The 22,667-nt window shown below is 70.0% G+C and carries 23 protein-coding genes and 1 pseudogene; 17 read left to right on the top strand and 7 right to left on the bottom strand.

Features of this window, described 5'->3' with window-relative positions; genetic code table 11:
- Nucleotides 1–77 precede the first annotated feature (77 nt).
- Both ACZ3H8_RS30845 and cofC read right to left on the bottom strand, forming a co-directional pair.
- Nucleotides 78–281, bottom strand: a complete 204-nt coding sequence (locus ACZ3H8_RS30845) for a hypothetical protein (RefSeq protein WP_307660878.1) — start codon at nt 279–281, stop codon at nt 78–80.
- A 22-nt stretch (nt 282–303) separates the two neighbouring features.
- The gene (gene cofC, locus ACZ3H8_RS30840) at nt 304–987 is read right to left on the bottom strand and encodes a 2-phospho-L-lactate guanylyltransferase (protein ID WP_467407467.1); all 684 of its coding nucleotides are present in this window, start codon (nt 985–987) and stop codon (nt 304–306) included.
- Nucleotides 988–1,135: 148 nt separating this feature from the next.
- Between cofC and ACZ3H8_RS30835 the strand changes: the two genes are divergently transcribed.
- The 3 genes from ACZ3H8_RS30835 to ACZ3H8_RS30825 all read left to right on the top strand — a co-directional run bounded on the left by ACZ3H8_RS30835 (nt 1,136) and on the right by ACZ3H8_RS30825 (nt 4,122).
- Entirely contained in the window at nt 1,136–1,888 is a 753-nt protein-coding gene (locus tag ACZ3H8_RS30835) for a lysophospholipid acyltransferase family protein (RefSeq protein ID WP_467407466.1), read from the top strand.
- Nucleotides 1,885–2,898: an NAD(P)H-dependent glycerol-3-phosphate dehydrogenase gene (locus ACZ3H8_RS30830; protein ID WP_467407464.1), complete on the top strand. Its 1,014-nt coding sequence runs from the start codon at nt 1,885–1,887 to the stop codon at nt 2,896–2,898. The genes ACZ3H8_RS30835 and ACZ3H8_RS30830 overlap by 4 nt, the downstream gene beginning before the upstream one ends.
- Nucleotides 2,899–2,964: 66 nt before the next feature.
- Complete coding sequence (locus tag ACZ3H8_RS30825; protein ID WP_467407463.1) at nt 2,965–4,122, top strand: D-alanine--D-alanine ligase family protein; 1,158 nt, start codon at nt 2,965–2,967, stop codon at nt 4,120–4,122.
- 12 nt (nt 4,123–4,134) lie between these two features.
- On the opposite strand, the gene ACZ3H8_RS30820 is transcribed toward ACZ3H8_RS30825, so the two are convergent.
- Complete coding sequence (locus ACZ3H8_RS30820) at nt 4,135–4,569, bottom strand: DUF3515 domain-containing protein (protein WP_467407644.1); 435 nt, start codon at nt 4,567–4,569, stop codon at nt 4,135–4,137.
- A gap of 65 nt (nt 4,570–4,634) precedes the next feature.
- The gene (locus ACZ3H8_RS30815) at nt 4,635–4,868 is read right to left on the bottom strand and encodes an Lrp/AsnC family transcriptional regulator (RefSeq protein WP_108152814.1); all 234 of its coding nucleotides are present in this window, start codon (nt 4,866–4,868) and stop codon (nt 4,635–4,637) included.
- 227 nt (nt 4,869–5,095) lie between these two features.
- Here ACZ3H8_RS30815 and ACZ3H8_RS30810 point away from each other — a divergent pair, with 227 nt between their 5' ends.
- Nucleotides 5,096–6,067, top strand: coding sequence for a thiamine-phosphate kinase (locus ACZ3H8_RS30810; protein WP_307660873.1), 972 nt, complete (start codon nt 5,096–5,098; stop codon nt 6,065–6,067).
- 10 nt (nt 6,068–6,077) lie between these two features.
- Nucleotides 6,078–6,878: a bifunctional hydroxymethylpyrimidine kinase/phosphomethylpyrimidine kinase gene (gene thiD / locus ACZ3H8_RS30805; protein WP_467407461.1), complete on the top strand. Its 801-nt coding sequence runs from the start codon at nt 6,078–6,080 to the stop codon at nt 6,876–6,878.
- A 232-nt stretch (nt 6,879–7,110) separates the two neighbouring features.
- Here thiD and rpmB read toward each other — a convergent pair.
- Nucleotides 7,111–7,221: pseudogene (rpmB, locus tag ACZ3H8_RS30800) on the bottom strand (50S ribosomal protein L28); the annotation flags it as partial.
- Nucleotides 7,222–7,481: 260 nt separating this feature from the next.
- On the opposite strand from rpmB, the gene ACZ3H8_RS30795 reads away from it, so the two are divergent.
- From ACZ3H8_RS30795 to mutM, 9 genes are all read left to right on the top strand, one after another.
- The gene (locus tag ACZ3H8_RS30795; protein WP_467407459.1) at nt 7,482–9,074 is read left to right on the top strand and encodes a DAK2 domain-containing protein; all 1,593 of its coding nucleotides are present in this window, start codon (nt 7,482–7,484) and stop codon (nt 9,072–9,074) included.
- Nucleotides 9,075–9,168: 94 nt separating this feature from the next.
- Nucleotides 9,169–11,352 carry an ATP-dependent DNA helicase RecG gene (gene recG, locus ACZ3H8_RS30790; protein WP_467407458.1) on the top strand — a complete coding sequence of 728 codons (2,184 nt, stop codon included), beginning with the start codon at nt 9,169–9,171 and terminating at the stop codon, nt 11,350–11,352.
- Nucleotides 11,353–11,461: 109 nt separating this feature from the next.
- Nucleotides 11,462–12,046 (top strand): 16S rRNA (guanine(966)-N(2))-methyltransferase RsmD, encoded by a 585-nt coding sequence (gene rsmD / locus ACZ3H8_RS30785; protein ID WP_467407456.1) that lies wholly within the window; start codon nt 11,462–11,464, stop codon nt 12,044–12,046.
- A 26-nt stretch (nt 12,047–12,072) separates the two neighbouring features.
- Complete coding sequence (gene coaD, locus ACZ3H8_RS30780) at nt 12,073–12,552, top strand: pantetheine-phosphate adenylyltransferase (protein ID WP_307665797.1); 480 nt, start codon at nt 12,073–12,075, stop codon at nt 12,550–12,552.
- Nucleotides 12,553–12,650: 98 nt separating this feature from the next.
- The gene (locus tag ACZ3H8_RS30775) at nt 12,651–13,709 is read left to right on the top strand and encodes an ATP synthase F0 subunit B (RefSeq protein ID WP_467407455.1); all 1,059 of its coding nucleotides are present in this window, start codon (nt 12,651–12,653) and stop codon (nt 13,707–13,709) included.
- Nucleotides 13,710–13,890: 181 nt separating this feature from the next.
- On the top strand, nt 13,891–14,496 hold the full coding sequence (locus ACZ3H8_RS30770; RefSeq protein WP_467407453.1) for a YceD family protein: 606 nt from the start codon (nt 13,891–13,893) through the stop codon (nt 14,494–14,496).
- Between the two features lie 2 nt (nt 14,497–14,498).
- Entirely contained in the window at nt 14,499–14,672 is a 174-nt protein-coding gene (gene rpmF, locus ACZ3H8_RS30765) for a 50S ribosomal protein L32 (protein WP_026165248.1), read from the top strand.
- Between the two features lie 19 nt (nt 14,673–14,691).
- Complete coding sequence (gene rnc, locus ACZ3H8_RS30760) at nt 14,692–15,564, top strand: ribonuclease III (RefSeq protein WP_467407452.1); 873 nt, start codon at nt 14,692–14,694, stop codon at nt 15,562–15,564.
- Nucleotides 15,565–15,688: 124 nt separating this feature from the next.
- Complete coding sequence (gene mutM / locus ACZ3H8_RS30755; protein WP_467407450.1) at nt 15,689–16,558, top strand: bifunctional DNA-formamidopyrimidine glycosylase/DNA-(apurinic or apyrimidinic site) lyase; 870 nt, start codon at nt 15,689–15,691, stop codon at nt 16,556–16,558.
- On the opposite strand, the gene ACZ3H8_RS30750 is transcribed toward mutM, so the two are convergent.
- Nucleotides 16,522–16,908, bottom strand: a complete 387-nt coding sequence (locus ACZ3H8_RS30750) for a winged helix-turn-helix transcriptional regulator (protein WP_467407449.1) — start codon at nt 16,906–16,908, stop codon at nt 16,522–16,524. The two genes, mutM and ACZ3H8_RS30750, sit on opposite strands and share 37 nt — an antisense overlap.
- A 55-nt stretch (nt 16,909–16,963) precedes the next feature.
- Nucleotides 16,964–17,773 carry a CAP domain-containing protein gene (locus tag ACZ3H8_RS30745; RefSeq protein ID WP_467407448.1) on the bottom strand — a complete coding sequence of 270 codons (810 nt, stop codon included), beginning with the start codon at nt 17,771–17,773 and terminating at the stop codon, nt 16,964–16,966.
- A gap of 151 nt (nt 17,774–17,924) precedes the next feature.
- On the opposite strand from ACZ3H8_RS30745, the gene ACZ3H8_RS30740 reads away from it, so the two are divergent.
- From ACZ3H8_RS30740 to smc, 3 genes are all read left to right on the top strand, one after another.
- On the top strand, nt 17,925–18,206 hold the full coding sequence (locus ACZ3H8_RS30740; protein WP_467407446.1) for an acylphosphatase: 282 nt from the start codon (nt 17,925–17,927) through the stop codon (nt 18,204–18,206).
- Between the two features lie 391 nt (nt 18,207–18,597).
- Nucleotides 18,598–18,816 carry a hypothetical protein gene (locus ACZ3H8_RS30735; RefSeq protein ID WP_215097132.1) on the top strand — a complete coding sequence of 73 codons (219 nt, stop codon included), beginning with the start codon at nt 18,598–18,600 and terminating at the stop codon, nt 18,814–18,816.
- 159 nt (nt 18,817–18,975) lie between these two features.
- Nucleotides 18,976–22,530: a chromosome segregation protein SMC gene (gene smc / locus ACZ3H8_RS30730; RefSeq protein ID WP_467407445.1), complete on the top strand. Its 3,555-nt coding sequence runs from the start codon at nt 18,976–18,978 to the stop codon at nt 22,528–22,530.
- The last annotated feature ends 137 nt before the right edge of the window (nt 22,531–22,667 follow it).

Raw genomic sequence — 22,667 nt, 5'->3', positions numbered from 1 at the left:
GCCACTCACGCGCCGGGCCGGGCTTCCCTTCGGGGAGCCCGGCCCGCGGCGTTGAAGAGGGGCAGAGGGGGCAGCGGTCAGAGGGTCTGCAGCGTCACCAGGGTGATCCGCAGGGACGCGCCCTCGCCCTCGGTCTCGATGCGCACGCGCTGGCCCGGCCGGAGCAGCCGCAGACCGCCCGCGTCGAAGGCCGCGGCATCGAACTCAACAGGGGTGCCGTCGTCGAGCAGCACGCTCCCGCTGCGGGTCTCGGAGTCGTAGGTGTACGAGGTCGCCTGCATGCGGGCCAGCCTAGCCGTCGCGTCAGCCGTCCAGAGCGTGGGCGCCGGCCGCCCAGCGCTCCGCGGTCCGCGGGCCCACTCCCAGGGCGAGCGCGGCCGCCAGATCGTCCCCCGTGTCCACGTCCTGCCGTACCGAATCGACGCCTTCGAGCAGGATTTCCGTGGCTCCCGATGCCGAATGCCGACGCCGGGAACGGCCGCCGAAAGCGGGGCACAATTCCATGCCGGGCGCCGCCGAGAGCAATGTCGTACCGATTCTGGCCGCGTCTGCCAGAAATGCCCGGGGAAATACCGAAGCGCGCCCAAGGACCCGTGACAATTCCGCGGGACGCAATGAGGGCAGATCAGCGTTGAGTGCGGCTACCGCCGCCGCGGGCCGCAGGGCCCGCACCGTGTCCACCCCGTGTGCCAGCGCCGCGTTGAGGCCCGCCGCCGGGGAGTCCGGCACGATCCGCGCCCCCAGTGCGGCCAGCTCGGCCGTGGCCGCCGGGTCGTCCGTGACGACTGCCACATCCCGCACGGCTTCGCAGGCCAGCGCCGCGGCCACGGTGTCCTGGGCGAAGGCGAGCGCGAGATGCGGCCGCAGAATGTCGTCCGCGGCCTTGGCGAGCCTGCTCTTGGCCAGTACAAGGGGCTTCAGCGGGACGACCAGGGACCAGCAGACCTTCGAGTCGGTGTTCGTGGCGAGCTCTCCGTCCATGCGCATCGGGCTTCATTGTGGCGCGAGCCCGCGAAGGTCCTGAGGACCGGGCCCTGGACCGGGGCGTACCGTGTCCTCGACAGACCAGGGGCCTGGGGCGACACTTGACCCCCAGCAGCCGGGCGGTGGCCCGGCAATAGAGGAGGGTGTCCGAGTGTCCCGCCGTAGAATCGGCTTCTGGTACCGCCTGGCGGCGGTCATCGCGAAACCGCCGCTGTTGGTTCTGTTCAAGCGGGACTGGCGGGGGATGGAAAACATTCCGGCGGACGGCGGATTCATCACCGCCGTCAATCACAACTCGTATCTCGACATGTTCTCGTACGGCCACTTCCAGTACAACACCGGACGTGTGCCCCGATTCCTCGCCAAGGCCGCGCTCTTCGAGGCGCCCGTTGTCGGGACCCTGCTGCGAGGCACCGGCCAGATTCCCGTCTACCGCGAGTCCTCCAACGCCGTCGGCGCCTTCCGCGCCGCTGTGGAGGCGGTGGAGCGCGGTGAATGCGTCGCCTTCTACCCCGAGGGCACTCTCACCCGCGATCCCGGCACGTGGCCGATGACCGCGAAGACCGGAGTCGCACGCGCGGCTCTGCTGACCAAGGCGCCCGTCATTCCGATCGCGCAGTGGGGCGCCAACTTGGCGATGCCGCCGTACGCGAAGGAGAAGAAGGTCCGCTTTTTCCCGCGCAAGACGCTTCAGGTGAAGGCAGGTCCGCCGGTCGACCTCGACCGTTTCTACGGCGAGGAGCCGACGCCCGAGGTGCTGAGGGCGGCGACGGAGGCCATCATGGCCGCGGTCACCGGTCTGCTGGAGGAACTGCGCGGCGAGCACGCCCCCACGGAGCCGTACGATCTGCGCCAAGTAGTCGCACAGCAGCGCCGCAAGGCCGCCGAGGAGGGCACCAAGTGACGCGCGCAGCCACCAAGGCAGCGGTATTCGGAACAGGCTCGTGGGGTACGGCCTTCGGCATGGTGCTCGCGGACGCGGGCTGCGATGTGACCCTCTGGGGCCGTCGGGCCGAACTCGTCGACGCCATCAACACCACCCGTACCAACCCCGACTATCTGCCGGGGATTGAGCTCCCCTCCTCGCTCCGGGCCACCACCGACCCGGCCGAGGCGCTGCGCGGCGCGGACTTCACCGTCCTCGCCGTCCCCTCCCAGACGCTCCGCGGCAACCTCGCCGAATGGGCGCCCAAGCTGCCCGCCGAGACCGTTCTCGTCTCCCTGATGAAGGGCGTCGAACTCGGCACCGCCAAGCGCATGAGCGAGGTCATCGCAGAGGTCGCCGAGGTCCCCGCCGAGCGCGTCGCGGTGATCACGGGCCCCAACCTCGCCAAGGAGATCGCCCAGCGCCGGCCTGCCGCGGCCGTCGTCGCCTGCCGCGACGAGGCCGTCGCCCAGCGGCTCCAGTCCGCCTGCCACACCCCGTACTTCCGCCCGTACACCAACACGGACGTGGTGGGCTGCGAACTCGGCGGCGCCGTCAAGAACGTCATCGGCCTCGCCGTCGGCATCGCGGACGGCATGGGACTCGGCGACAACGCCAAGGGCTCGCTGATCACCCGGGGGCTGGCCGAGACCACCCGCCTCGGCCTCGCGATGGGCGCGGACCCGCTGACCTTCTCCGGCCTCGCCGGACTCGGCGACCTGGTCGCGACCTGCTGCTCGCCGCTCTCCCGCAACCACACCTTCGGCACCAACCTCGGCCGCGGCATGACGCTCCAGGAGACCATCGCGGTCACCAAGCAGACCGCGGAAGGCGTCAAGTCCTGTGAATCGGTGCTCGATCTGGCACGCCGGCACGGCGTCGACATGCCGATCACCGAAACGGTCGTCGGCATCGTCCACGAGGGCAAGCCGCCGGTCGTCGCGCTCAAGGAGCTGATGTCACGCGCCGCCAAGCCCGAGCGCCGCTGACTTGGCACGCTGTGCCCTTGTGGGGGCATCCCCCACGTCCCCGGTAGCGGGTAGTCTCATCGCGATATGAGCAGCGAGAACCTCCCCCAGAGCCCTGAGCAGCAGCTCCGCAAGCCGCGCGTAGCCGTCGTCTTCGGCGGTCGCAGCTCCGAACACGGGATCTCCGTGGTCACCGCCGGCGCCGTCCTGCGCGCCATCGACCGTACGAAGTACGACGTACTGCCGATCGGCATCACTACGGACGGCCGCTGGGCGCTGACCGCGGACGAACCGGACCGGATGGCGATCGCCGACCGGCGGACGCCGAGCGTGGATCAGCTCGCCGACTCGACCGAGGGCGGTGTCGTGCTCTCCGTCGACCCCGCCAACCGCGAGGTCGTCTACAGCGAACCCGGTGCCGTGCCCAAGGCGCTCGGCGAGGTCGACGTCGTCTTCCCGGTGCTGCACGGCCCGTACGGCGAGGACGGCACCCTCCAGGGCCTCCTCGAGCTCTCCGGTGTCCCTTACGTCGGCTCGGGCGTCCTCGCCTCGGCCGTCGGCCAGGACAAGGAGTACATGAAGCGCGTCTTCATCTCCTTCGGGCTGCCCGTCGGTCCGTACGAGGTGATCCGCCCCCGCGAGTGGGAGCTCGACCCGGCCGCCGCCCGCAAGAAGATCATCGACTTCGCGGGCGAGCACGGCTGGCCGCTCTTCGTGAAGCCGGCCCGCGCCGGGTCCTCCATGGGCATCACCAAGGTCGACGACCTCTCCGGCCTGGACGACGCGATCATGGAGGCACAGCGCCACGACCCCAAGATCCTCGTGGAGTCGCTGCTGCGCGGCCGCGAGATCGAGTGCGGCGTCCTGGAGTTCGAGGACGGCCCGCGCGCCAGCGTCCCGGCCGAGATCCCGTCGGTCACGGCCCATGAGTTCTACGACTTCGAGGCCAAGTACATCGACTCCGCGGCCGGTCTCGTGCCCGCGCCGCTGACCGACGAGCAGACCGCCGAGGTGCGCCGCCTCGCGGTCGAGGCCTTCGACGCCGCGTCCTGCGAGGGACTGGTCCGCGCGGACTTCTTCCTGCAGGAGAACGGCGAGTTCGTCATCAACGAGATCAACACCATGCCCGGCTTCACGCCGATCTCGATGTACCCGCGGATGTGGCAGGAGAGCGGCGTCGGCTACTCCGAGCTGGTCGACAGGCTGATCCAGGCGGCGCTGCGCCGTCCGACCGGGCTGCGCTAGGGATCAAAGGGCCTAGGGAACGTCGAGCGTGGCCGGCACCGTCTTCTTGACGGCGTCGGCCAGTTCGGCGAGCGGCGTGATGTCGTGGGCGTACCGCTTCTCCATCGTGACCTCGACATAGGTCTTGCGGTACGTAGTGGTGAAGCGGGGGCCCTCGGGCTCCTCCTCCAGCAGCCAGTTGACGCCGTTCGCCTGCACGCCCTGTGACTGGGGGGCGCTCATCTTCTCCGGCCGGGGGACGCCGCAGCGCAGTACGATCGCGGCATCGCCCCAGCCGGCGGTCAGTTCCGAAGCCGGCTCAGGGTCGTTACGGTCCTGCTCGGCCACGGACTTCGGAAGCTCCTTGTGCAGCGCGCCGCACAGGGCGGCTTCCTCCGCCGGGGGGCTGGGAACCGTGATCGACGCCGCTGCGTCCGTGGAGGAGCAGCCCGCGGCAGCCAGCAGCATCAGCGCGGCAGCGGACAGACAGAGGGGCCAGCGGGAAATTGTCACCGGCCAAGCGTAGACGGGGGCTACAGGTGCACGACCGGGCAGGTCAGGGTGCGGGTGATGCCGTCCACTTGCTGGACCTTGGCGACCACCATGCGACCGAGATCGTCGACCGTCTCGGCCTGGGCACGCACAATCACGTCATACGGACCGGTCACGTCCTCGGCCTGGATCACTCCCGGAATCTTGCCGATGGTCTCGGCGACGGTCGACGCCTTGCCCACCTCGGTCTGAATGAGGATGTACGCCTGTACCACGGAACCTCCAGGGCGGCCACGAGGATCATGTGGGGGGAAGGGACGCCACGGTATCGCGTCGCCGCGGGCCGCGGGGAGACCCCCGCGCGGGGTGACGCCCGCAGCGTGGCGTACGGGAAGAAGAAGTTGACGTATCTCTTGACGGTACCTACGGCGCAGACGGCTCGCGACCGCAAGCAAGCAGCACTGCCGGGCACTCCGGCAGGACGACGGAGAGGTGAGACTCGGTGAAGGGCACTGTGGGCGAGTTGGGGGAGTTCGGGCTCATCAGGGAGCTCACCTCACGGCTCACCTCCACCCCCGCGGTCCGGCTCGGACCCGGTGACGACGCCGCGGTCGTGGCCGCACCCGACCGCAGGGTGGTGGCGAGCACGGACGTCCTGCTGGAGGGACGGCACTTCCGCCGCGACTGGTCGACCGCGTACGACGTCGGCCGCAAGGCCGCCGCCCAGAACCTGGCCGATATCGCGGCGATGGGGGCGGTCCCGACCGCGCTGCTGCTCGGCCTGGTCGTACCTGCCGAACTCCCGGTCACCTGGGCCACCGAGCTGATGGACGGCATCCGCGACGAGTGCCAGGTCGCCGGAGCGGCGGTGGTCGGCGGCGATGTCGTACGTGGCGATGTCATCACCCTCGCGATCACCGCGCTCGGCGATCTGCGAAACCACGAACCGGTCACCCGGGCCGGCGCCAAGCCCGGCGATGTCGTCGCGTACACCGGCTGGTTGGGCTGGTCGGCCGCCGGGCACGCGGTGCTCTCGCGCGGCTTCCGCTCGCCGCGTGCCTTCGTCGAGGCGCACCGGCGGCCCGAGCCGCCGTACCACGCGGGACCCGCGGCGGCCGGCCTCGGAGCCACCGCCATGTGCGACATCAGTGACGGACTCGTCGCCGACCTCGGGCACATCGCGGAGGCCAGCAAGGTCCGGATCGACCTGCGCTCGGGCTCCATCGACATCCCCTCGCAGATGAACGACATCGGCCAGGCCGTCGGCGTCGACCCGCTGCAGTGGGTGCTGACCGGGGGAGAGGACCACGCGATCGTCGCGACCTTCCCGCCGGACGTGAAACTGCCGGCCCGCTGGAAGGTGATCGGCGAGGTGCTCAACCCGTCGGCGCTGCCGCAGGTGACGGTCGACGGTGCGCCCTGGACCAGCAAGGGCGGCTGGGACCACTTCGGAGACATCGAGGACGGCAAGTAGATTCGGGGGCATGGACATACCTCCCCACGTGCCTCCTCGCGTGCTCACCGTCGCCGGGTCGGACTCCGGCGGCGGCGCGGGCATTCAGGCCGACCTCAAGACGATGCTGGCGCTCGGCGTGCACGGCATGAGTGTGCTCACCGCGGTCACGGCGCAGAACTCCCTGGGTGTGCGGGGCGCGTGGGAGCTGCCGGTCGATGCGGTACGGGCGCAGTACCGCAGCGTCGTCGACGACATCGGGGTGCAGGCCGTGAAGACCGGCATGCTGGCGTCCGCGCCGCTCGTCGAGACGGTCGCCGAACTGCTGGCCGATGTGGACGCACCGGTGGTCGTCGACCCGGTGGGGGTCTCCAAGCACGGCGACCCGCTGCTGGCCGCCTCCGCGCTCGACTCCGTACGCAAGAAGCTGCTGCCGGTCGCCACCGTCGCCACGCCGAATCTGGACGAGGTCGGTCAGCTGACGGGTGTGGTGGTCGAGGACGAGACGGGGATGCGGCGGGCCGCGGACGCCGTGCTCGGCTTCGGGCCGCAGTGGGCGCTGATCAAGGGCGGGCATCTCGCGGGCGATGCGGTGGACCTGCTGACGGACGGCACGGAGGAGTACTGGCTGCGCGCGCCCCGGCACGACAACCGGCACACCCATGGGACGGGCTGCACCCTGGCGTCCGCGGTCGCGTCGGGGCTGGCGAAGGGGATGGGCGTCCCGGAGGCCGTGCGGGCCGCGAAGGAGTACGTCACCGGGGCGATCGCGGCCGGGTTCCCGCTGGGAGGCGGGATCGGCCCTGTCGATCACGCCTGGCGCTTCCGGTGACCGTCGTACGAGTACGAGTACGAGTACGAGTACGAGCACGAGCACGAGCACGGATACGGACAGGTGCACGGATACGGGCACGCCAAAAAGCCGGTCCACCGAGGTGGACCGGCTTTCAAGGCAACCGGAGGGGCTGCGCTACGACGAACTGTCGGCGTTAGCGCGAGACCTTGCCGGCCTTGATGCACGAGGTGCAGGCGTTGAGCCGCTTCGGCGTCCCACCGACCACGGCACGCACACGCTGGATGTTCGGGTTCCAGCGACGGGACGTACGGCGGTGCGAGTGCGAGATGCTGTTGCCGAAGCCCGGCCCCTTGCCGCAGACGTCGCAGTTGGCAGCCACGGGTCACTCCAAAGACTTCAGATGCACTTACAGTGAATTCCGGCGCGCCGGAAATCAGTGATCTGATTGGTGGCTTTGCCGGGGGAATGGCCCGACTTTCATCGGGCAACCGGAGCAGCATACAACGACTGCGTCCGAGATACGAAACTACCATGGCTTCTCCCGCCCCCGCCCCGGACCCCGCTCCCGCCCGGGGTCTACCCTGCGGTGCAACCCCGCTGCCCACGGCCCTTTCCGGGCCGCTCAAGGAGGATCACCAGGTGCCGCAGACCCTCGACGCCGCAGCGGTACGCACCTGGTGCTCACTGGCGCTGGAGGCCCTGGGCCGTGAGCGCGAGGAGATCGACGCGATCAATGTCTATCCGGTCGCGGACGGGGACACCGGCACAAATCTGTATCTGACCGTGGAGTCCGCGTCCCAGGCCGTGGAGGCGGTCTTCGCCGCGCACGAGACCGGGGCATCGGCGCCCGCGCCGGCCGACGTGGTGCGGGCGATGGCCCACGGGGCGCTGATCGGCGCCCGTGGGAACTCCGGGACGATCCTGGCGCAGCTGCTGCGGGGCATGGCGGAGCGGCTGGGAGACGGAGATCAGCTGGCCGGAGCGCTGCACCGGGCCGCCACTCTGGCGCGCGAGGCCGTGGCCCATCCCGTCGAGGGCACGATCCTGAGCGTGGCAGGAGCGGCGGCGCAGGCCGCGGACGCGTTCCCGCAGGATGCGGTGCGGGCGGCGTACGAGGGGGCGCGACAGGCGCTGGACGCCACCCCCGGGCAGCTCGCCGTGCTGGAGCGCGCGGGGGTCGTGGACGCGGGCGGGCGCGGGCTGCTCATGGTGCTCGGGGCGCTGGTCGAGGCGGTGACGGGGGAGGCCCCTGTCGCGCCTGTGCTGGCTCATGTACGCCATGAGATCGGTGACCCGGACTTGGAGCCGTGCGCCGACGGGGGCCCGGCCTTCGAGGTGATCTACCTCCTGGAGGCGGACGACGCGGCGGTGGCCCGGCTGCGGACCCGGCTCGACGGGCTCGGCGAATCGCTCGTCGTCGTCGGCGGGGACGGCCTGTGGAACGTCCACGTACACGTCGACGACGCGGGGGCGGCGGTGGAGGCGGGCGTCGAGGCGGGGCGGCCGTACCGGATCCGCATCACGCACTTCGACACCGCGGCGGCGCCCCGGGAGAGGGAACAGGCGCAGCGGGCGGTCGTCGTGGTCGTCCCCGGGGAGGGCCTGTCGGTTCTGTGCGCAGAGGCGGGCGCCACAACGGTGCTCGCCCGCCCTGGGGAGCCGCTGGCCAGCGGCGAACTGGTCGACGCGATCCGCCGCGCCCACGCGCGCGAGGTGGTCCTCCTCCCGAACTCCGCGGAGCTCCGCCACACCGCCGCGGCGGCCGCCGAACAGGCCCGCACGGAGGGCGTACGGGTCGCCCTCATCCCGACCCGCGCGGCGGTCCAGGGCATCGCGGCCCTCGCCGTGCACGAGCCGGACCGCCGATTCGACGAGGACGTGGTCGCCATGACGGCGGCGGCGGGCGCAACACGCTATGCCGAACTCGCCGTCGCGGAGCGGCAGTCGTGGACGTCGGCGGGCGTGTGCCAGGCCGGAGACGTCCTGGGCCTGATCGACGGCGACGTGGCGGTGATCGGTGCGGACCTGGCGGCCACTGCGGAGGCGGTGCTGGACAGGATGCTGGCGGCAGGGGGCGAGCTGGTGACGCTGGTCCTGGGCGAGGACGTCCCGGACGGCGACGCGGTGGCGGCGCGCCTGGAGAGGTACGTACGCGACGGCTACCTGGCGGTGGACACACTGGTGTACCGGGGCGGGCGGGGGTCGACGCCGCTGCTCGTCGGCGTGGAGTAGGGGCGGCGCAGGGGCGGCGAAGGGCGGCTCGCGGCACAGTGGTGACCAGCGGATATCCACAGGTGCGCGACGTCTGTCAGTGGTGTGGTGTGCAATGGATCGCGTGCCCGCGCTCGACGAACCTCTGAAGAACACGCTCGGCGCCGCCACCGCGAAGGTGATGGCCGAGCATCTCGACCTGCATACGGTCGGCGATCTCCTGCACCACTACCCCCGCCGGTACGAGGAGCGCGGCCAGCTGACCAGGCTGGCCGATCTGCCGCTGGACGAGGACGTCACCGTGGTCGCTCAAGTCGCAGACTCCCGGGTGCTGAAGTTCAACCACGGCCGGGGCCAGCGCCTGGAGATCACCCTCACCGACGGCAGCGGCCGGCTCCAGCTGGTCTTCTTCGGCCGGGGAATCCACAAGCCGCACAAGGACCTGCCGCCGGGCAGCCGCGGGATGTTCGCCGGCAAGGTGTCCGTCTTCAACCACAAGCTGCAGCTCGCGCACCCCACGTATGTACCGCTGGGCGCGGACAGCGGCGACGACGCCGTGGACGCCTTCGCGGGCAAGCTGATCCCCATCTACCCGGCCTGCAAGGGCCTGGAGTCCTGGAAGATCACCAAAGCGGTGGACGCGGTGCTGCCCAGGGCCGTGGAAGCCGTCGATCCACTGCCGCCCGCGCTGCGCGAGGGACGTGGGTTCGCATCGCTGCCCGAGGCACTGCTCAAGGTCCACCGGCCGGACACCAAGGCGGACATCGAGGACGCGCGCCAGCGCCTGAAGTGGGACGAGGCGTTCGTCCTCCAGGTCGCCCTCGCCCGTCGGCGGTACGACGACACCCAACTCCCCGCCGTGGCACGCAGGCCCAGACCGGACGGACTGCTCGACGCCTTCGACGCCAAGCTGCCCTTCACCCTCACCGAGGGCCAGCAGAAGGTCTCCAAGGAGATCTTCGACGATCTGGCGACCGAGCACCCGATGCACCGCCTCCTCCAGGGTGAGGTCGGATCGGGCAAGACGATGGTCGCGCTGCGGGCGATGCTCACCGTCGTTGATTCGGGTGGCCAGGCCGCGATGCTCGCGCCCACCGAAGTCCTCGCCCAGCAGCACCACCGCTCGATCACCGAGATGATGGGCGAGTTGGCGGAGGGAGGGATGCTCGGCGGCGCCGAGCACGCCACCAAGGTGGTCCTGCTGACCGGCTCGATGGGCGCGGCCGCCCGGCGGCAGGCGCTGCTCGACCTGGTGACCGGCGAGGCCGGGATCGTGATCGGCACGCACGCGCTGATCGAGGACAAGGTGCAGTTCCACGATCTGGGTCTGGTCGTCGTCGACGAGCAGCACCGCTTCGGCGTGGAGCAGCGTGATGCCCTGCGCTCCAAGGGCAAGCAGCCGCCGCACCTGCTCGTCATGACCGCCACCCCCATTCCCCGTACGGTCGCGATGACGGTCTTCGGCGATCTGGAGACCTCGGTCCTGGACCAGCTGCCGGCCGGGCGTTTGCCGATCGCCAGCCATGTGGTCCCCGCCCAGGACAAGCCGCACTTCCTGGCGCGCGCCTGGGAGCGCGTGGGCGAGGAAGTGGAGAAGGGACACCAGGCGTACGTCGTCTGTCCCCGTATCGGCGACGGCGAGGACGATCCGAAGAAGAAGTCCGCCGAGGACGAGGCCGAGAAGCGCCCGCCGCTGGCCGTGATCGAGATTGCCGAGCAGCTCGCCAAGGGGCCGCTGAGCGGCCTGTGCGTCGAGGTGCTCCACGGGCGGATGCAGCCCGACGACAAGGACGACGTCATGCGCCGGTTCGCCGCTGGCGATGTGGACGTCCTGGTCGCCACCACCGTCATCGAGGTCGGTGTCAACGTCCCCAACGCCACCGCCATGGTGATCATGGACGCGGACCGGTTCGGCGTATCGCAGCTGCACCAGCTGCGCGGCCGGGTCGGCCGTGGCTCGGCCCCCGGGCTGTGTCTGCTGGTCACCGAGATGCCCGAGGCGAGCCCCGCCAGGGCCCGGCTCGGCGCGGTCGCCGCCACTCTCGACGGCTTCGAGCTCTCCCGTATCGACCTCGAACAGCGCCGCGAGGGCGATGTGCTCGGCCAGGCCCAGTCCGGCGTGCGCTCCTCGCTGCGGATGCTCACCGTCATCGACGACGAGGAGGTCATCGCGGCCGCCCGCGAGGAGGCGGTGGCGATCGTCGCCGAGGACCCGGACCTCGAGCGGCTGCCCGAACTGCGTACGGCGCTGGATGCGCTGCTCGACACGGAGCGGGAGCAGTACCTCGACAAGGGCTGACGGCCCGGAGGAGAGCGGTCCGCCCCGCACCGGCCGCCTCCGAAGCAATATCCTCGGGTGTGCACCCGCCGTATCCGCACCCCCCACAACCCGACGAGGACCGACAGCCATGACCCGCGTGATCGCCGGCGCGGCCGGCGGACGCCGTATCGCCGTCCCGCCCGGCACCGGCACCCGCCCCACATCCGACCGCGCTCGCGAGGGGCTCTTCTCCAGCTGGGAGTCGCTCCTCGGCACGCTCAGCGGCATCCGAGTCGCCGATCTGTACGCGGGCTCCGGCGCCGTCGGCCTGGAGGCGCTCTCCCGCGGCGCGTCGCACGCCCTGCTCGTCGAGGCCGACAGCCGAGCCGCCCGTATCGTCCGGGAGAACGTCCGGGCGCTCGGCCTGCCCGGCGCCGAGGTGCGTAGCGGCAAAACGGAACAGATCGTGACAGGTCCGGCTCCCGACGCCCCGTACGACGTCGTCTTCCTCGACCCTCCGTACGCCGTCACCGACGACGATCTTCGCGAGATTCTGCTCACACTCCGCGCCCAGGGCTGGCTCGCGGACGATGCTCTCGCCACCGTGGAGCGCAGCACCAGAGGCGGCGAATTCATATGGCCGCAGGGCTTCGAGCCATTGCGGGCCCGTCGTTACGGCGAGGGCACGCTTTGGTACGGTCGCGCCGCCTCTACGTGTGAAGACGCACGATGACCGGACCGGAGAGCGAGGGACGTAAGTTGCGCCGCGCAGTCTGTCCGGGGTCATTCGACCCCATCACCAATGGACACCTCGACATCATTGCCCGCGCCTCCAAGCTGTACGACGTCGTACATGTCGCGGTGATGATCAACCAGTCCAAGCAGGGACTGTTCACCGTCGAAGAGCGGATGGACATGATCCGCCAGGTCACCAGTGAGTACGGGAACGTCGAGGTGGAGTCCCATCACGGCCTCCTCGTCGACTTCTGCAAGCAGCGCGACATCCCGGCCATCGTCAAGGGCCTGCGGGCGGTCAGCGACTTCGACTACGAGCTGCAGATGGCCCAGATGAACAACGGCCTCTCGGGCGTCGAGACCCTCTTCGTCCCGACCAACCCCACCTACAGCTTCCTCTCCTCCAGTCTGGTCAAGGAGGTCGCCGCCTGGGGCGGCGACGTCTCCCACCTGCTGCCGCCCGTGGTCCATGAGGCACTGACCCGGCGCCTCGCCGAGAAGTGACGGGCTGACAGTCCGTCACCCGGTGTCGGACGGGCGCCGACTGCCCGTACAGTCGTCCCGTCCGTCTCCCATCAGCTGTAGAGAGTGGCGAACACACGGTGGACGTCCAAAAGAAGCTCGACGAGATCGTCGAGGCGGTCGGGAACGCCCGGTCCATGCCCATGTCGGCCTCCTGCGTGGTCAACCGCGCCGAGCTGCTCGCCATGCTCGAAGAGGTCAGGCAGGCCCTGCCGGGATCCCTGGCCCAGGCCCAGGAGCTGATCGGCGGCCGTGAGCAGCTGGTCGAGCAGGCCCGCCAGGAGGCCGAGCGCATCATCGAGAGCGCCCACGCCGAGCGCGGCTCGCTGATCTCGGACACGCAGGTCGCCCGCCAGTCCCAGGACGAGGCGGACCGCATCCTCGTCGAGGCCCGCAGGGAAGCCGAGGAGATCCGCGCCGAGGCCGACGACTACGTCGACTCCAAGCTCGCCAACTTCGAGGTCGTCCTCACCAAGACCATCGGCTCCGTCGACCGCGGCCGCGAGAAGCTGCTCGGCCGCGGCCCCGGTCTGGACGAGCAGGGGTACGCCGACGAGGACGCCCCGGAGTACAGCGCGGACCCGCAGACCCTTATCCAGCGCGCGGACGAGTACGTCGACGCCAAGCTCGGCGCCTTCGAGGCGGTGCTCTCCAAGACCCGTGACGCGGTCGGCCGGGGCCGCCAGAAGCTGCACGGCCGGACCACCAGCGACGCTCTCGGCGAGCACATGGCCGCCCAGGATGCGGCGGGCCCGCAGCAGCACGCGAGCGACGCCGACTATCTGGCCGGTCTGGCGGAGCTGGCCGATCCGCAGGCCCAGCCGCAGCACCAGTACCAGCCGCAGGCCGAGCCGCAGCAGCAGATCCCGGCCCAGGTCCCGCAGCAGGATCCGTACGCCTACCAGCCGCAGGAGGCGTACGCCGGCTACCAGCCCGATCCGTACGCCGCGTACCAGCAGCAGGGCTACGACCAGCAGTACGTCCAGCAGGACCCGTACGCCTATCAGCAGCCGGTACAGCAGCAGGACCAGCACCAGCAGCAGGTCCAGCAGCAGGGCGCGGCCCTCGACGAGACCAGCCTGTTCGACACCAGCATGATCGACCTCGAGCAGCTGCGCCGTTATGAGCAGGGGCGCTGAAGAAGCCGCCCGGAAGCACCGGATTGGGTCTACAGCGGCCCGTCCAGTATCCTGGCTCTTCGGTCGCGCGTAGTTTCGCGATCCCGGCTGCCCGCTTCGTATCCGAATCGGGACGGCCCCTCTTCACGATCCGAAAGCAGGAAAAGCCCTGAGCACGCGCCTTGACCACCGCAACCCCCTCGTGTTCGACACACACGAGCTGGGGCGGCGTCCCGGTGCTCTCCAGCGGCTGACCCGCTCGGTCCCGGCCCCCAAGGACTTCGGTATCGAAGGGGTCATCGGCGTGCCTCTGGGCTCGCCCGTGGAGATCGACCTCCGCCTGGAGTCGGTCATGGAAGGTGTGCTTGTTACAGGCACCGCCCGTGCATCGGCCGAGGGGGAGTGCGTAAGGTGTCTGGAGCCGTTGCGCCAGGAGGTTGCGGCGGATTTCCAGGAGATGTTCACGTACCCCGACGCCGATGACCGGGGCCGCAGTCGCACTGCGGAGCCGGTCGACGACGCCGAGGACGAGGACACGCTTTTTCTCGAGGACGGCCTGTTCGACCTCGAGCCCGTGCTGCGTGATGCGGTGGTGCTCGCACTGCCGATGCAGCCGGTGTGCCGGGAGACCTGCGCCGGCCTGTGCCCCCAGTGCGGGGTCAGGCTGGACGAGAACCCGGACCACCATCACGATGCCGTCGACATTCGTTGGGCGGCTTTGCAGGGACTCGCCGAGACCATTCAGGACGGCGAGAAGGACAACATGGGCGGCGCCGAAGCGGGCGTCGACGAGAAGCAGGAGAAGTAGCCGTGGCTGTTCCGAAGCGGAAGATGTCGCGCAGCAACACGCGCCACCGCCGGTCGCAGTGGAAGGCTGCGGTCCCCACCCTGGTTTCGTGTGAGCGTTGCCAGGAGCCGAAGCAGCAGCACATCGCGTGCCCGAGCTGCGGCACCTACAACAAGCGCCAGGTCCTCGAGGTCTGAGCGGCTGGTGAGAGGCCCGATGTCTGAGCTGTCCAATGCCAAGAAGCAGGCGGACAACGTCAACGCAGCCTCGTCCCACACGCTTCTGGAAGGGCGGCTCGGGTATCACCTCGAGTCCGCCCTTCTGGTGCGTGCGCTGACCCACCGTTCGTACGCGTACGAGAACGGCGGTCTGCCCACCAATGAGCGGCTCGAATTCCTCGGGGATTCGGTGCTCGGTCTGGTGGTCACCGACACGCTGTACCGCACCCACCCCGACCTGCCCGAAGGCCAACTGGCCAAGTTGCGGGCCGCGGTGGTCAATTCGCGTGCGCTGGCGGAGGTCGGTCGCGGCCTCGAACTCGGCTCCTTCATCCGGCTCGGCCGGGGCGAAGAGGGCACGGGTGGCCGGGACAAGGCGTCCATCCTCGCCGACACCCTGGAAGCGGTGATCGGTGCGGTCTATCTCGACCAGGGCCTCGAGGCGGCCTCGGAGCTGGTGCACCGGCTCTTCGACCCGCTGATCGAGAAGTCCTCGAACCTTGGCGCGGGCCTGGACTGGAAGACCAGTCTCCAGGAGCTCACCGCAGCCGAGGGGCTCGGAGTCCCGGAGTATCTCGTCACCGAGACCGGCCCGGACCACGAGAAGACCTTCACTGCTGCCGCCCGCGTCGGTGGTGTCTCGTACGGCACCGGCACCGGCCGCAGCAAGAAGGAAGCGGAGCAGCAGGCGGCGGAGTCCGCCTGGCGGGAGATCCGTGCCGCCGCGGACGAGCGCCTGGCCGCGGCGAAGGCCGAAGCCGAAGCGGCGGCCGACGCGACGCCCGAGGCGTCCGACGAATCCGAGGAATCCGACGGAGGGGCCGCCGACACCCTTTCGACCTCGGAACCCGCGGACCGGGCCACGGCCTGAGTCGACGTTTCCGCTTTCCCGTGAGGCCCCTCGCTCCCCTGGAGCGCAGGGGCCTCACCGGTTTCGCCGTCAGGCACAGCGGTACGCTGCGGGCACCACCGTGAGAGTTGCCCGAAGGAGCCCCGTGCCCGAGCTGCCCGAGGTCGAAGTCGTACGTCGCGGACTCCAGCGCTGGGTCAGCGGCCGTACGATCGCCGAGGTGCAGGTCCTGCACCCGCGTGCGGTCCGCCGCCATCCGGCCGGGGCCGAGGACTTCGCGGCGCGTCTCAAGGGACACAGCGTCGGCATCGCCCGCCGCCGCGGCAAGTACCTCTGGCTGCCGCTCGCGGACACGGACGCCTCGATCCTCGGTCATCTGGGCATGAGCGGGCAGCTGCTCGTCCAGCCCGAGGACGCCGCCGACGAGAAGCATCTGCGGATCCGGATCCGCTTCGACGACGCTCTCGGCACCGAGCTGCGCTTCGTCGACCAGCGCACCTTCGGCGGTCTTTCGCTGCACGACAACACCCCCGAGGGGCTGCCCGACGTCATCGCGCACATCGCGCGCGATCCGCTCGACCCGGCCTTCGACGACGCGGCCTTCCATACCGCGCTGCGCCTGCGGCGTACGACCGTCAAGCGCGCGCTGCTGGACCAGTCGCTGATCAGCGGGGTCGGGAACATCTACGCGGACGAGGCGCTGTGGCGCGCGAAGCTCCACTACGAGCGCCCCACCGCGACCCTCACACGCCCCCGCTCGACCGAACTGCTCCGTCATGTACGGGACGTGATGAACGCGGCCCTGGCCGTCGGCGGCACGAGCTTTGACAGTCTCTATGTGAACGTGAACGGCGAATCAGGCTATTTCGACCGGTCGTTGGACGCTTACGGGCGAGAGGACGAGCCCTGCCGTCGCTGCGGCACACCCATGCGCCGGCGCCCCTGGATGAACCGGTCCAGCTACTTCTGCCCGCGCTGTCAGCGGCCGCCACGGCTGACGAGCACGCTGTCGTAATGCTCGCGCGCCGCCAGCACCTCGGGCATCCGGCCCTCCACCAGGTGGATCAGCCCGAGCAGCCGCTCGGCCACGGCGTGTCCCAGCGGGGTCAGCTCATAGTCCACCCGCGGCGGATTCGTGGGCTGTGCGTCCCTGTGCACCAGGCCGTCGCGCTCCAGGGCCTGCAGTGTCTGGGAGAGCATCTTCTCGCTCACGCCGTCGACGCGCCGCCGCAGTTCGTTGAATCGCAGGGTCCCTTCGTACAGGGCCCCGATGGTCAAGCTGCCCCAGCGGCCCGTCACATGCTCGAGCGTGCCGCGCGAGGGGCACTGCTTCGCGAACACGTCGAAGAGGTGGCCGTCGTCCATGACGGCCACCTTACTCCGGCGCAGCGCTGACCAAGAGAAAGTGGGACGCAGGGTCTCAGAAGCCGAAGTCCTGGGTCCACCAGGGGCCGCCGTCACCCAGGTACACACCGACGCCCAGCGTCTTGTACTCGCAGTTGAGTATGTTCGCGCGGTGACCGTCGCTGTTCATCCAGGAGTTCATCACAGCGGCCGCGTCGGCCTGCCCGCGGGCGATGTTCTCGCCGCCGAGTCCCGGCACGCCCGCCTTCGCGGCGCGGTCCCAGGGGGTCGCTCCGCCGGGGTCCGTGTGGTCGAAGAAGCCACGCGCGGCCATGTCGGCGCTGAAGTCCCCGGCGAGATCCGCCAGTGCGGCATCGGACCGCACCGGGCTGCACCCCACCTTCGCGCGCTCCTTGTTGACCAGGCTGAGCACCTCGGCCTCGATGGCCGCAGCGCCCGTGGCCACGGGCTTGGCCCGCTCGGAAGCACGGTCGGAGGCGCGCGTCTCGGTACGGGACGGCGGCGCGGTGCTCTCCTTCCGCTTCTCCGGGGCCTTCGTCTGCTTCGAAGGCGTCGCCGACGGCTTGGTCGGCGTGGGGGAGGGGGTCTTCGACGGCGCCTGCGGGCGGGTGACACTCGGGCTGGCGGAGGCCGAGGCCCCGTTCGTCGGCTCGGCGCTCGCGTCGCCCTGCGTCTGCAGCTTCGCCGAGCCCTCGGTGCGTACCTGCCCGCTCGACTCGCTGCCGCCGCTGACGTTGAACTTGTCGCCGCCCGGCAGCAAGCCGGACGCGACGGCCACGGCGCCTACCGCCATGGCTGCGGAAGCACCGAGCAGCCCGGTGCGCACGGGCACAGCTGCCCGCCTCTTCCGGCTATGGCGTCCCATCTGCAGTGCCTTCCTCATGCTCGACGATGCTTGACGGTCGAATATCAAAGCAGACTCACCCATACGGGTGAGTCTCATTTCGACCGGACTGTACGCCATGACGGGTGGGGGTGAAGTGCTCAGAGAGGAATTGGCCGGTTAGCTTGCACCCATGGATGATGTTGCACGGCTCACCGCCTGGGTACGCGGCCGAGTACAGGGAGTGGGCTTCCGCTGGTTCACCAGGGCAAATGCTCTGCAGATCGGCGGCCTTACGGGATTCGCCGTCAATCTCGACGACGGCAGAGTGCAGGTTGTGGCAGAGGGGTCACGTGAGAATTGCCACCGTTTGCTGGAGTGGCTGCGCTCCGGCGACACACCCGGGCGGGTCGACGGTGTCACTGAGATCTGGGGCACTCCGCGAGGCGGTTACGAGGACTTCGCGATCCGCTGAAGATCACCACGGATTTCGTCGCCACGGCGGCCCAAAACGCATGCCTCAGGCACCTGCCTTTGGCGGAATGACCTGGTGGTTGCCAAGAAGGGCTTGTCGTGCGAGGCTGCGCCAGTAAGAATGATCTCTACGCCCCAAGGGCCCCGCAGATGAGGCTCCGCCGCACGTTTCGTGGCCGGATGCCCCCGGGTTTGCCCGCTGATGCGGGGCGTGATCGTGTTGACCGTCAAACTTTTTGGTGAGACTCTGGAAGTCCCCGCGCACCTTAGCTGTTTGGCAGTAAGAACCGCAGCAATATCAGCAGTAACAAGCACTGTCGAACACCGCGGGTGCGATTCCCTCACGACCCACACCGCTTCGGTCGGTCACTCAGTGTGGAGGACCATCCATCATGGCAAAGGCGCTTCTCGGTTACGTCGGCGGTTCCGACCCGCGACTCCTCGCCGAGATGCGACGGCTTCAGCAGCGCGTCCAGGACCTGGAATCCGAGCTTGTACGGATCCAGTCCGAGAACGACGCGCTCAACGCTGCCGTCGCTCAGCACCCTGGAGAGTCGCTGCTTGACGGCATCGACATCGACGTACCCCAGGCGGAGCCTGCGCTCACCTGAGCACGGCGATCTCTGGAGATACATCGCGCAAGATATGCAAGGGACGCTTCGGCGTCCCTTCTTTCTTTGCCCCCCGCCCCCTACGGTGCTTCTCTTAACGTCTGATGTGCCCTGCACCTTCATGGGTGAAACCGCGAGTGAAAGGTAGAGTCCGGCGGCGTGCACCTCAAGGCCATGACCCTGCGCGGGTTCAAATCCTTCGCCTCCGCCACCACACTGCGGTTCGAGCCGGGCATCACCTGTGTCGTCGGGCCCAACGGCTCCGGCAAGTCCAATGTGGTGGACGCGCTCTCCTGGGTCATGGGTGAGCAGGGAGCCAAGTCGCTGCGCGGCGGCAAGATGGAGGACGTCATCTTCGCCGGGACGACCGGGCGGCCCCCGCTCGGCCGCGCCGAGGTCTCTCTCACCATCGACAACTCCGACGGCGCGCTCCCGATCGACTACGCCGAGGTCACCATCACGCGGATCATGTTCCGCAACGGCGGCAGCGAGTACCAGCTCAACGGCGACACCTGCCGGCTCCTCGACATCCAGGAACTGCTGTCCGACTCCGGCATCGGCCGCGAGATGCACGTCATCGTCGGGCAGGGCCAGCTCGACTCCGTACTGCATGCCGATCCGATGGGCCGCAGGGCCTTCATCGAGGAGGCCGCCGGCGTCCTCAAGCACCGCAAGCGCAAGGAGAAGGCGCTGCGGAAGCTGGACGCGATGCAGGCCAACCTCGCCCGCGTACAGGACCTGACCGACGAGCTGCGCCGGCAGCTCAAGCCGCTGGGGCGGCAGGCCGCGGTGGCGCGGCGGGCCGCCGTCATCCAGGCCGATCTGCGCGACGCCCGGCTGCGGCTGCTGGCCGACGATCTCGTACGGCTGCGGAAGGCACTGCGCAGCGAGATCGCCGACGAGGCCGCGCTCAAGGAACGCAAAGACGCCGCCGAGGCGGAGCTCAAGGCGGCGCTGAGCCGCGAGGCGGAGCTGGAGGACGACGTACGGCGCCTCGCGCCGCGGCTGCAGCGGGCGCAGCAGAGCTGGTACGAGCTGTCCCAGCTGGCCGAGCGGGTGCGGGGCACGATCTCGCTGGCCGACGCGCGGGTGAAGAGCGCGACCGCGGCGCCCGCTGACGAGCGGCGCGGCCGCGACCCCGAGGACATGGAGCGCGAGGCCGCCAGGATCCGCGAGCAGGAGGCGGAGCTCGAGGCCGCTCTGGAGGCGGCCGAGCGCGCGCTGGAGGACACCGTCGCGCACCGCGCCGAGCTGGAGCGGGAGCTGGCCGTCGAGGAGCGGCGGCTCAAGGATGTCGCGCGGGCGATCGCCGACCGGCGCGAGGGACTGGCCCGCCTCAACGGTCAGGTCAACGCCGCCCGTTCGCGGGCCGGATCGGCGCAGGCCGAGATCGACCGGCTGGCCGCCGCACGCGACGAGGCCCAGGAGCGGGCCGTGGCCGCCCAGGAGGAGTACGAGCAGCTGAAGGCCGAGGTCGACGGGCTCGACGCCGACGACTCCGCGCTCGGCGAGCAGCACGATGCGGCCAAGCGCGAACTGGCGGAGGCGGAGGCGGCACTGAGCGCGGCCCGCGAGGCCCTCACCGCCGCCGAACGCAAGCGCGCAGCCATGGCCGCCCGCCGCGAGGCGCTCGCCCTGGGCCTGCGCCGCAAGGACGGCACGGGCGCGCTGCTCGCCGCGAAGGACCGGCTGAGCGGTCTGCTCGGCCCGGCGTCCGAGCTCCTCACCGTCGCTCCCGGCTACGAGGTGCCGGTCGCCGCGGCGCTTGGCGCGGCCGCGGACGCCGTCGCCGTGTCGACCCCGGCGACCGCCGCCGAGGCGCTGCGACTGCTCCGCAAGACGGACGCGGGGCGCGCGGCAATACTGCTGGGCGGCGCCCCCGAATCCGTACCGCCGGAGCGGCACGCGGACGGGCCCGCGTACGCCGCCGATCTGGTGCGCGGGCCCGATGAGCTGATGCCCGCCGTGCGCCGGCTGCTGCGGGGCATGGTCGTCGTCGGGACGCTGGAGGACGCCGAGGATCTGGTCTACTCGCGGCCCGAACTCACCGCCGTGACCGCCGAAGGCGACGTCCTCGGGGCGCACTTCGCGCAGGGCGGATCCGCCGGAGCGCCGAGCCTGCTGGAGGTGCAGGCATCCGTCGACGAGGCGGCCGCCGAGCTGGAGGAGCTGGCCGTCCAGTGCGAGGAGCTGGCCGCCGCCCAGCAGCTGGCCACCGGGCGTCGCCGCGAATGTGCCGCGCTGGTGGAGGAGTTGGGGGAGCGCCGCCGGGCCGCCGACCGTGAGAAGTCGGCCGTGTCGGGGCAGCTGGGACGGCTCGCCGGGCAGGCCCGCGGCGCCGCGGGCGAGGCCGAGCGGACGACCGCGGCCGTCGCCAGGGCGCAGGAGGCGCTGGAGCGGGCGCGGGAGGAGGCCGAGGAACTGGCCGAGCGGCTGCTCGTCGCCGAGGAGGCTCCCATCGAGGAGGAGCCCGACACGCATGTACGGGACCGGCTCGCCGCCGACGGCGCCAACGCACGCCAGACCGAGATGGAGGCCCGCCTCCAGGTCCGTACGCACGAGGAGCGCGTCAAGGGGCTCGCGGGGCGCGCGGACGCACTCGACCGGGGAGCGCACGCCGAGCGTGAGGCACGGGCGCGCGCCGAACAGCGGCGCGCCCGGCTGCGCCACGAGGCCGAGGTCGCGTCCGCCGTGGCGAGCGGCGCCCGCCAGCTGCTGGCACATGTCGAGGTCTCGCTGGTGCGGGCGGAGGCGGAGCGGGTCGCGGCCGAGGCGGCCAAGGCCGAGCGCGAACAGGAGTTGAGCGCAGCCCGCAACCAGGGGCGCGACCTCAAGAGCGAGCTCGACAAACTCACGGATTCAGTTCACCGCGGCGAGGTACTCGGGGCGGAGAAGCGGCTGCGGATCGAGCAGTTGGAGACCAAGGCTCTGGAAGAGCTCGGCGTGGAACCGGCCGGGCTGATCGCGGAGTACGGCCCCGACCAGCTGGTGCCGCCGTCACCGCCCGCCGAGGGAGAGGACCTGCCCGATGACCCTGAGCACCCGCGCAACCAGCCGAGACCTTTCGTACGCGGTGAGCAGGAGAAGCGGCTCAAGTCTGCCGAACGGGCGTATCAGCAGCTCGGGAAGGTGAATCCGCTTGCCCTGGAGGAGTTCTCCGCGCTGGAGGAACGCCACAAGTTCCTCTCGGAGCAGCTTGAAGACCTGAAGAAGACCAGGGCCGACCTACTCCAGGTGATCAAGGAAGTCGACGAGCGCGTCGAGCAGGTCTTCACTGATGCGTACCGGGACACGGCCCGCCAGTTCGAGGGTGTCTTCTCGCGGCTCTTCCCGGGCGGAGAGGGCCGGCTGATTCTGACCGACCCCGACAACATGCTCACCACGGGCGTGGACGTCGAGGCCCGGCCGCCGGGCAAGAAGGTCAAGCGGCTCTCGCTCCTGTCCGGCGGCGAGCGGTCGCTGACCGCCGTCGCGCTGCTGGTGTCGATCTTCAAGGCTCGGCCGAGCCCGTTCTATGTGATGGACGAGGTCGAGGCTGCGCTCGACGACACCAACCTCCAGCGGCTGATCCGGATCATGCAGGAGCTCCAGGAGTCCTCGCAGCTGATCGTGATCACGCACCAGAAGCGGACGATGGAGGTCGCTGACGCGCTGTACGGAGTCTCCATGCAGGGCGACGGCGTCTCCAAGGTCATCAGCCAGCGCCTTCGCTGACAACCGCTGACCAATCTTCAAGTGTTGAACTCAAGTCGAGCTGGCTTTGGTTCATGTCTCTTTGAGGCCGGGTCTTGACTTCGAAACTTGAACGAATAGTCTCTGCAGCGTTGCTTTTACCTTCAGGTGGTGGGCGT

It is taken from the genome of Streptomyces sp. NPDC002868 (genome assembly GCF_055563295.1).
Note: the sequence above shows the minus strand (reverse complement) of the source record. Positions and strands in the feature narration are given on the sequence as shown.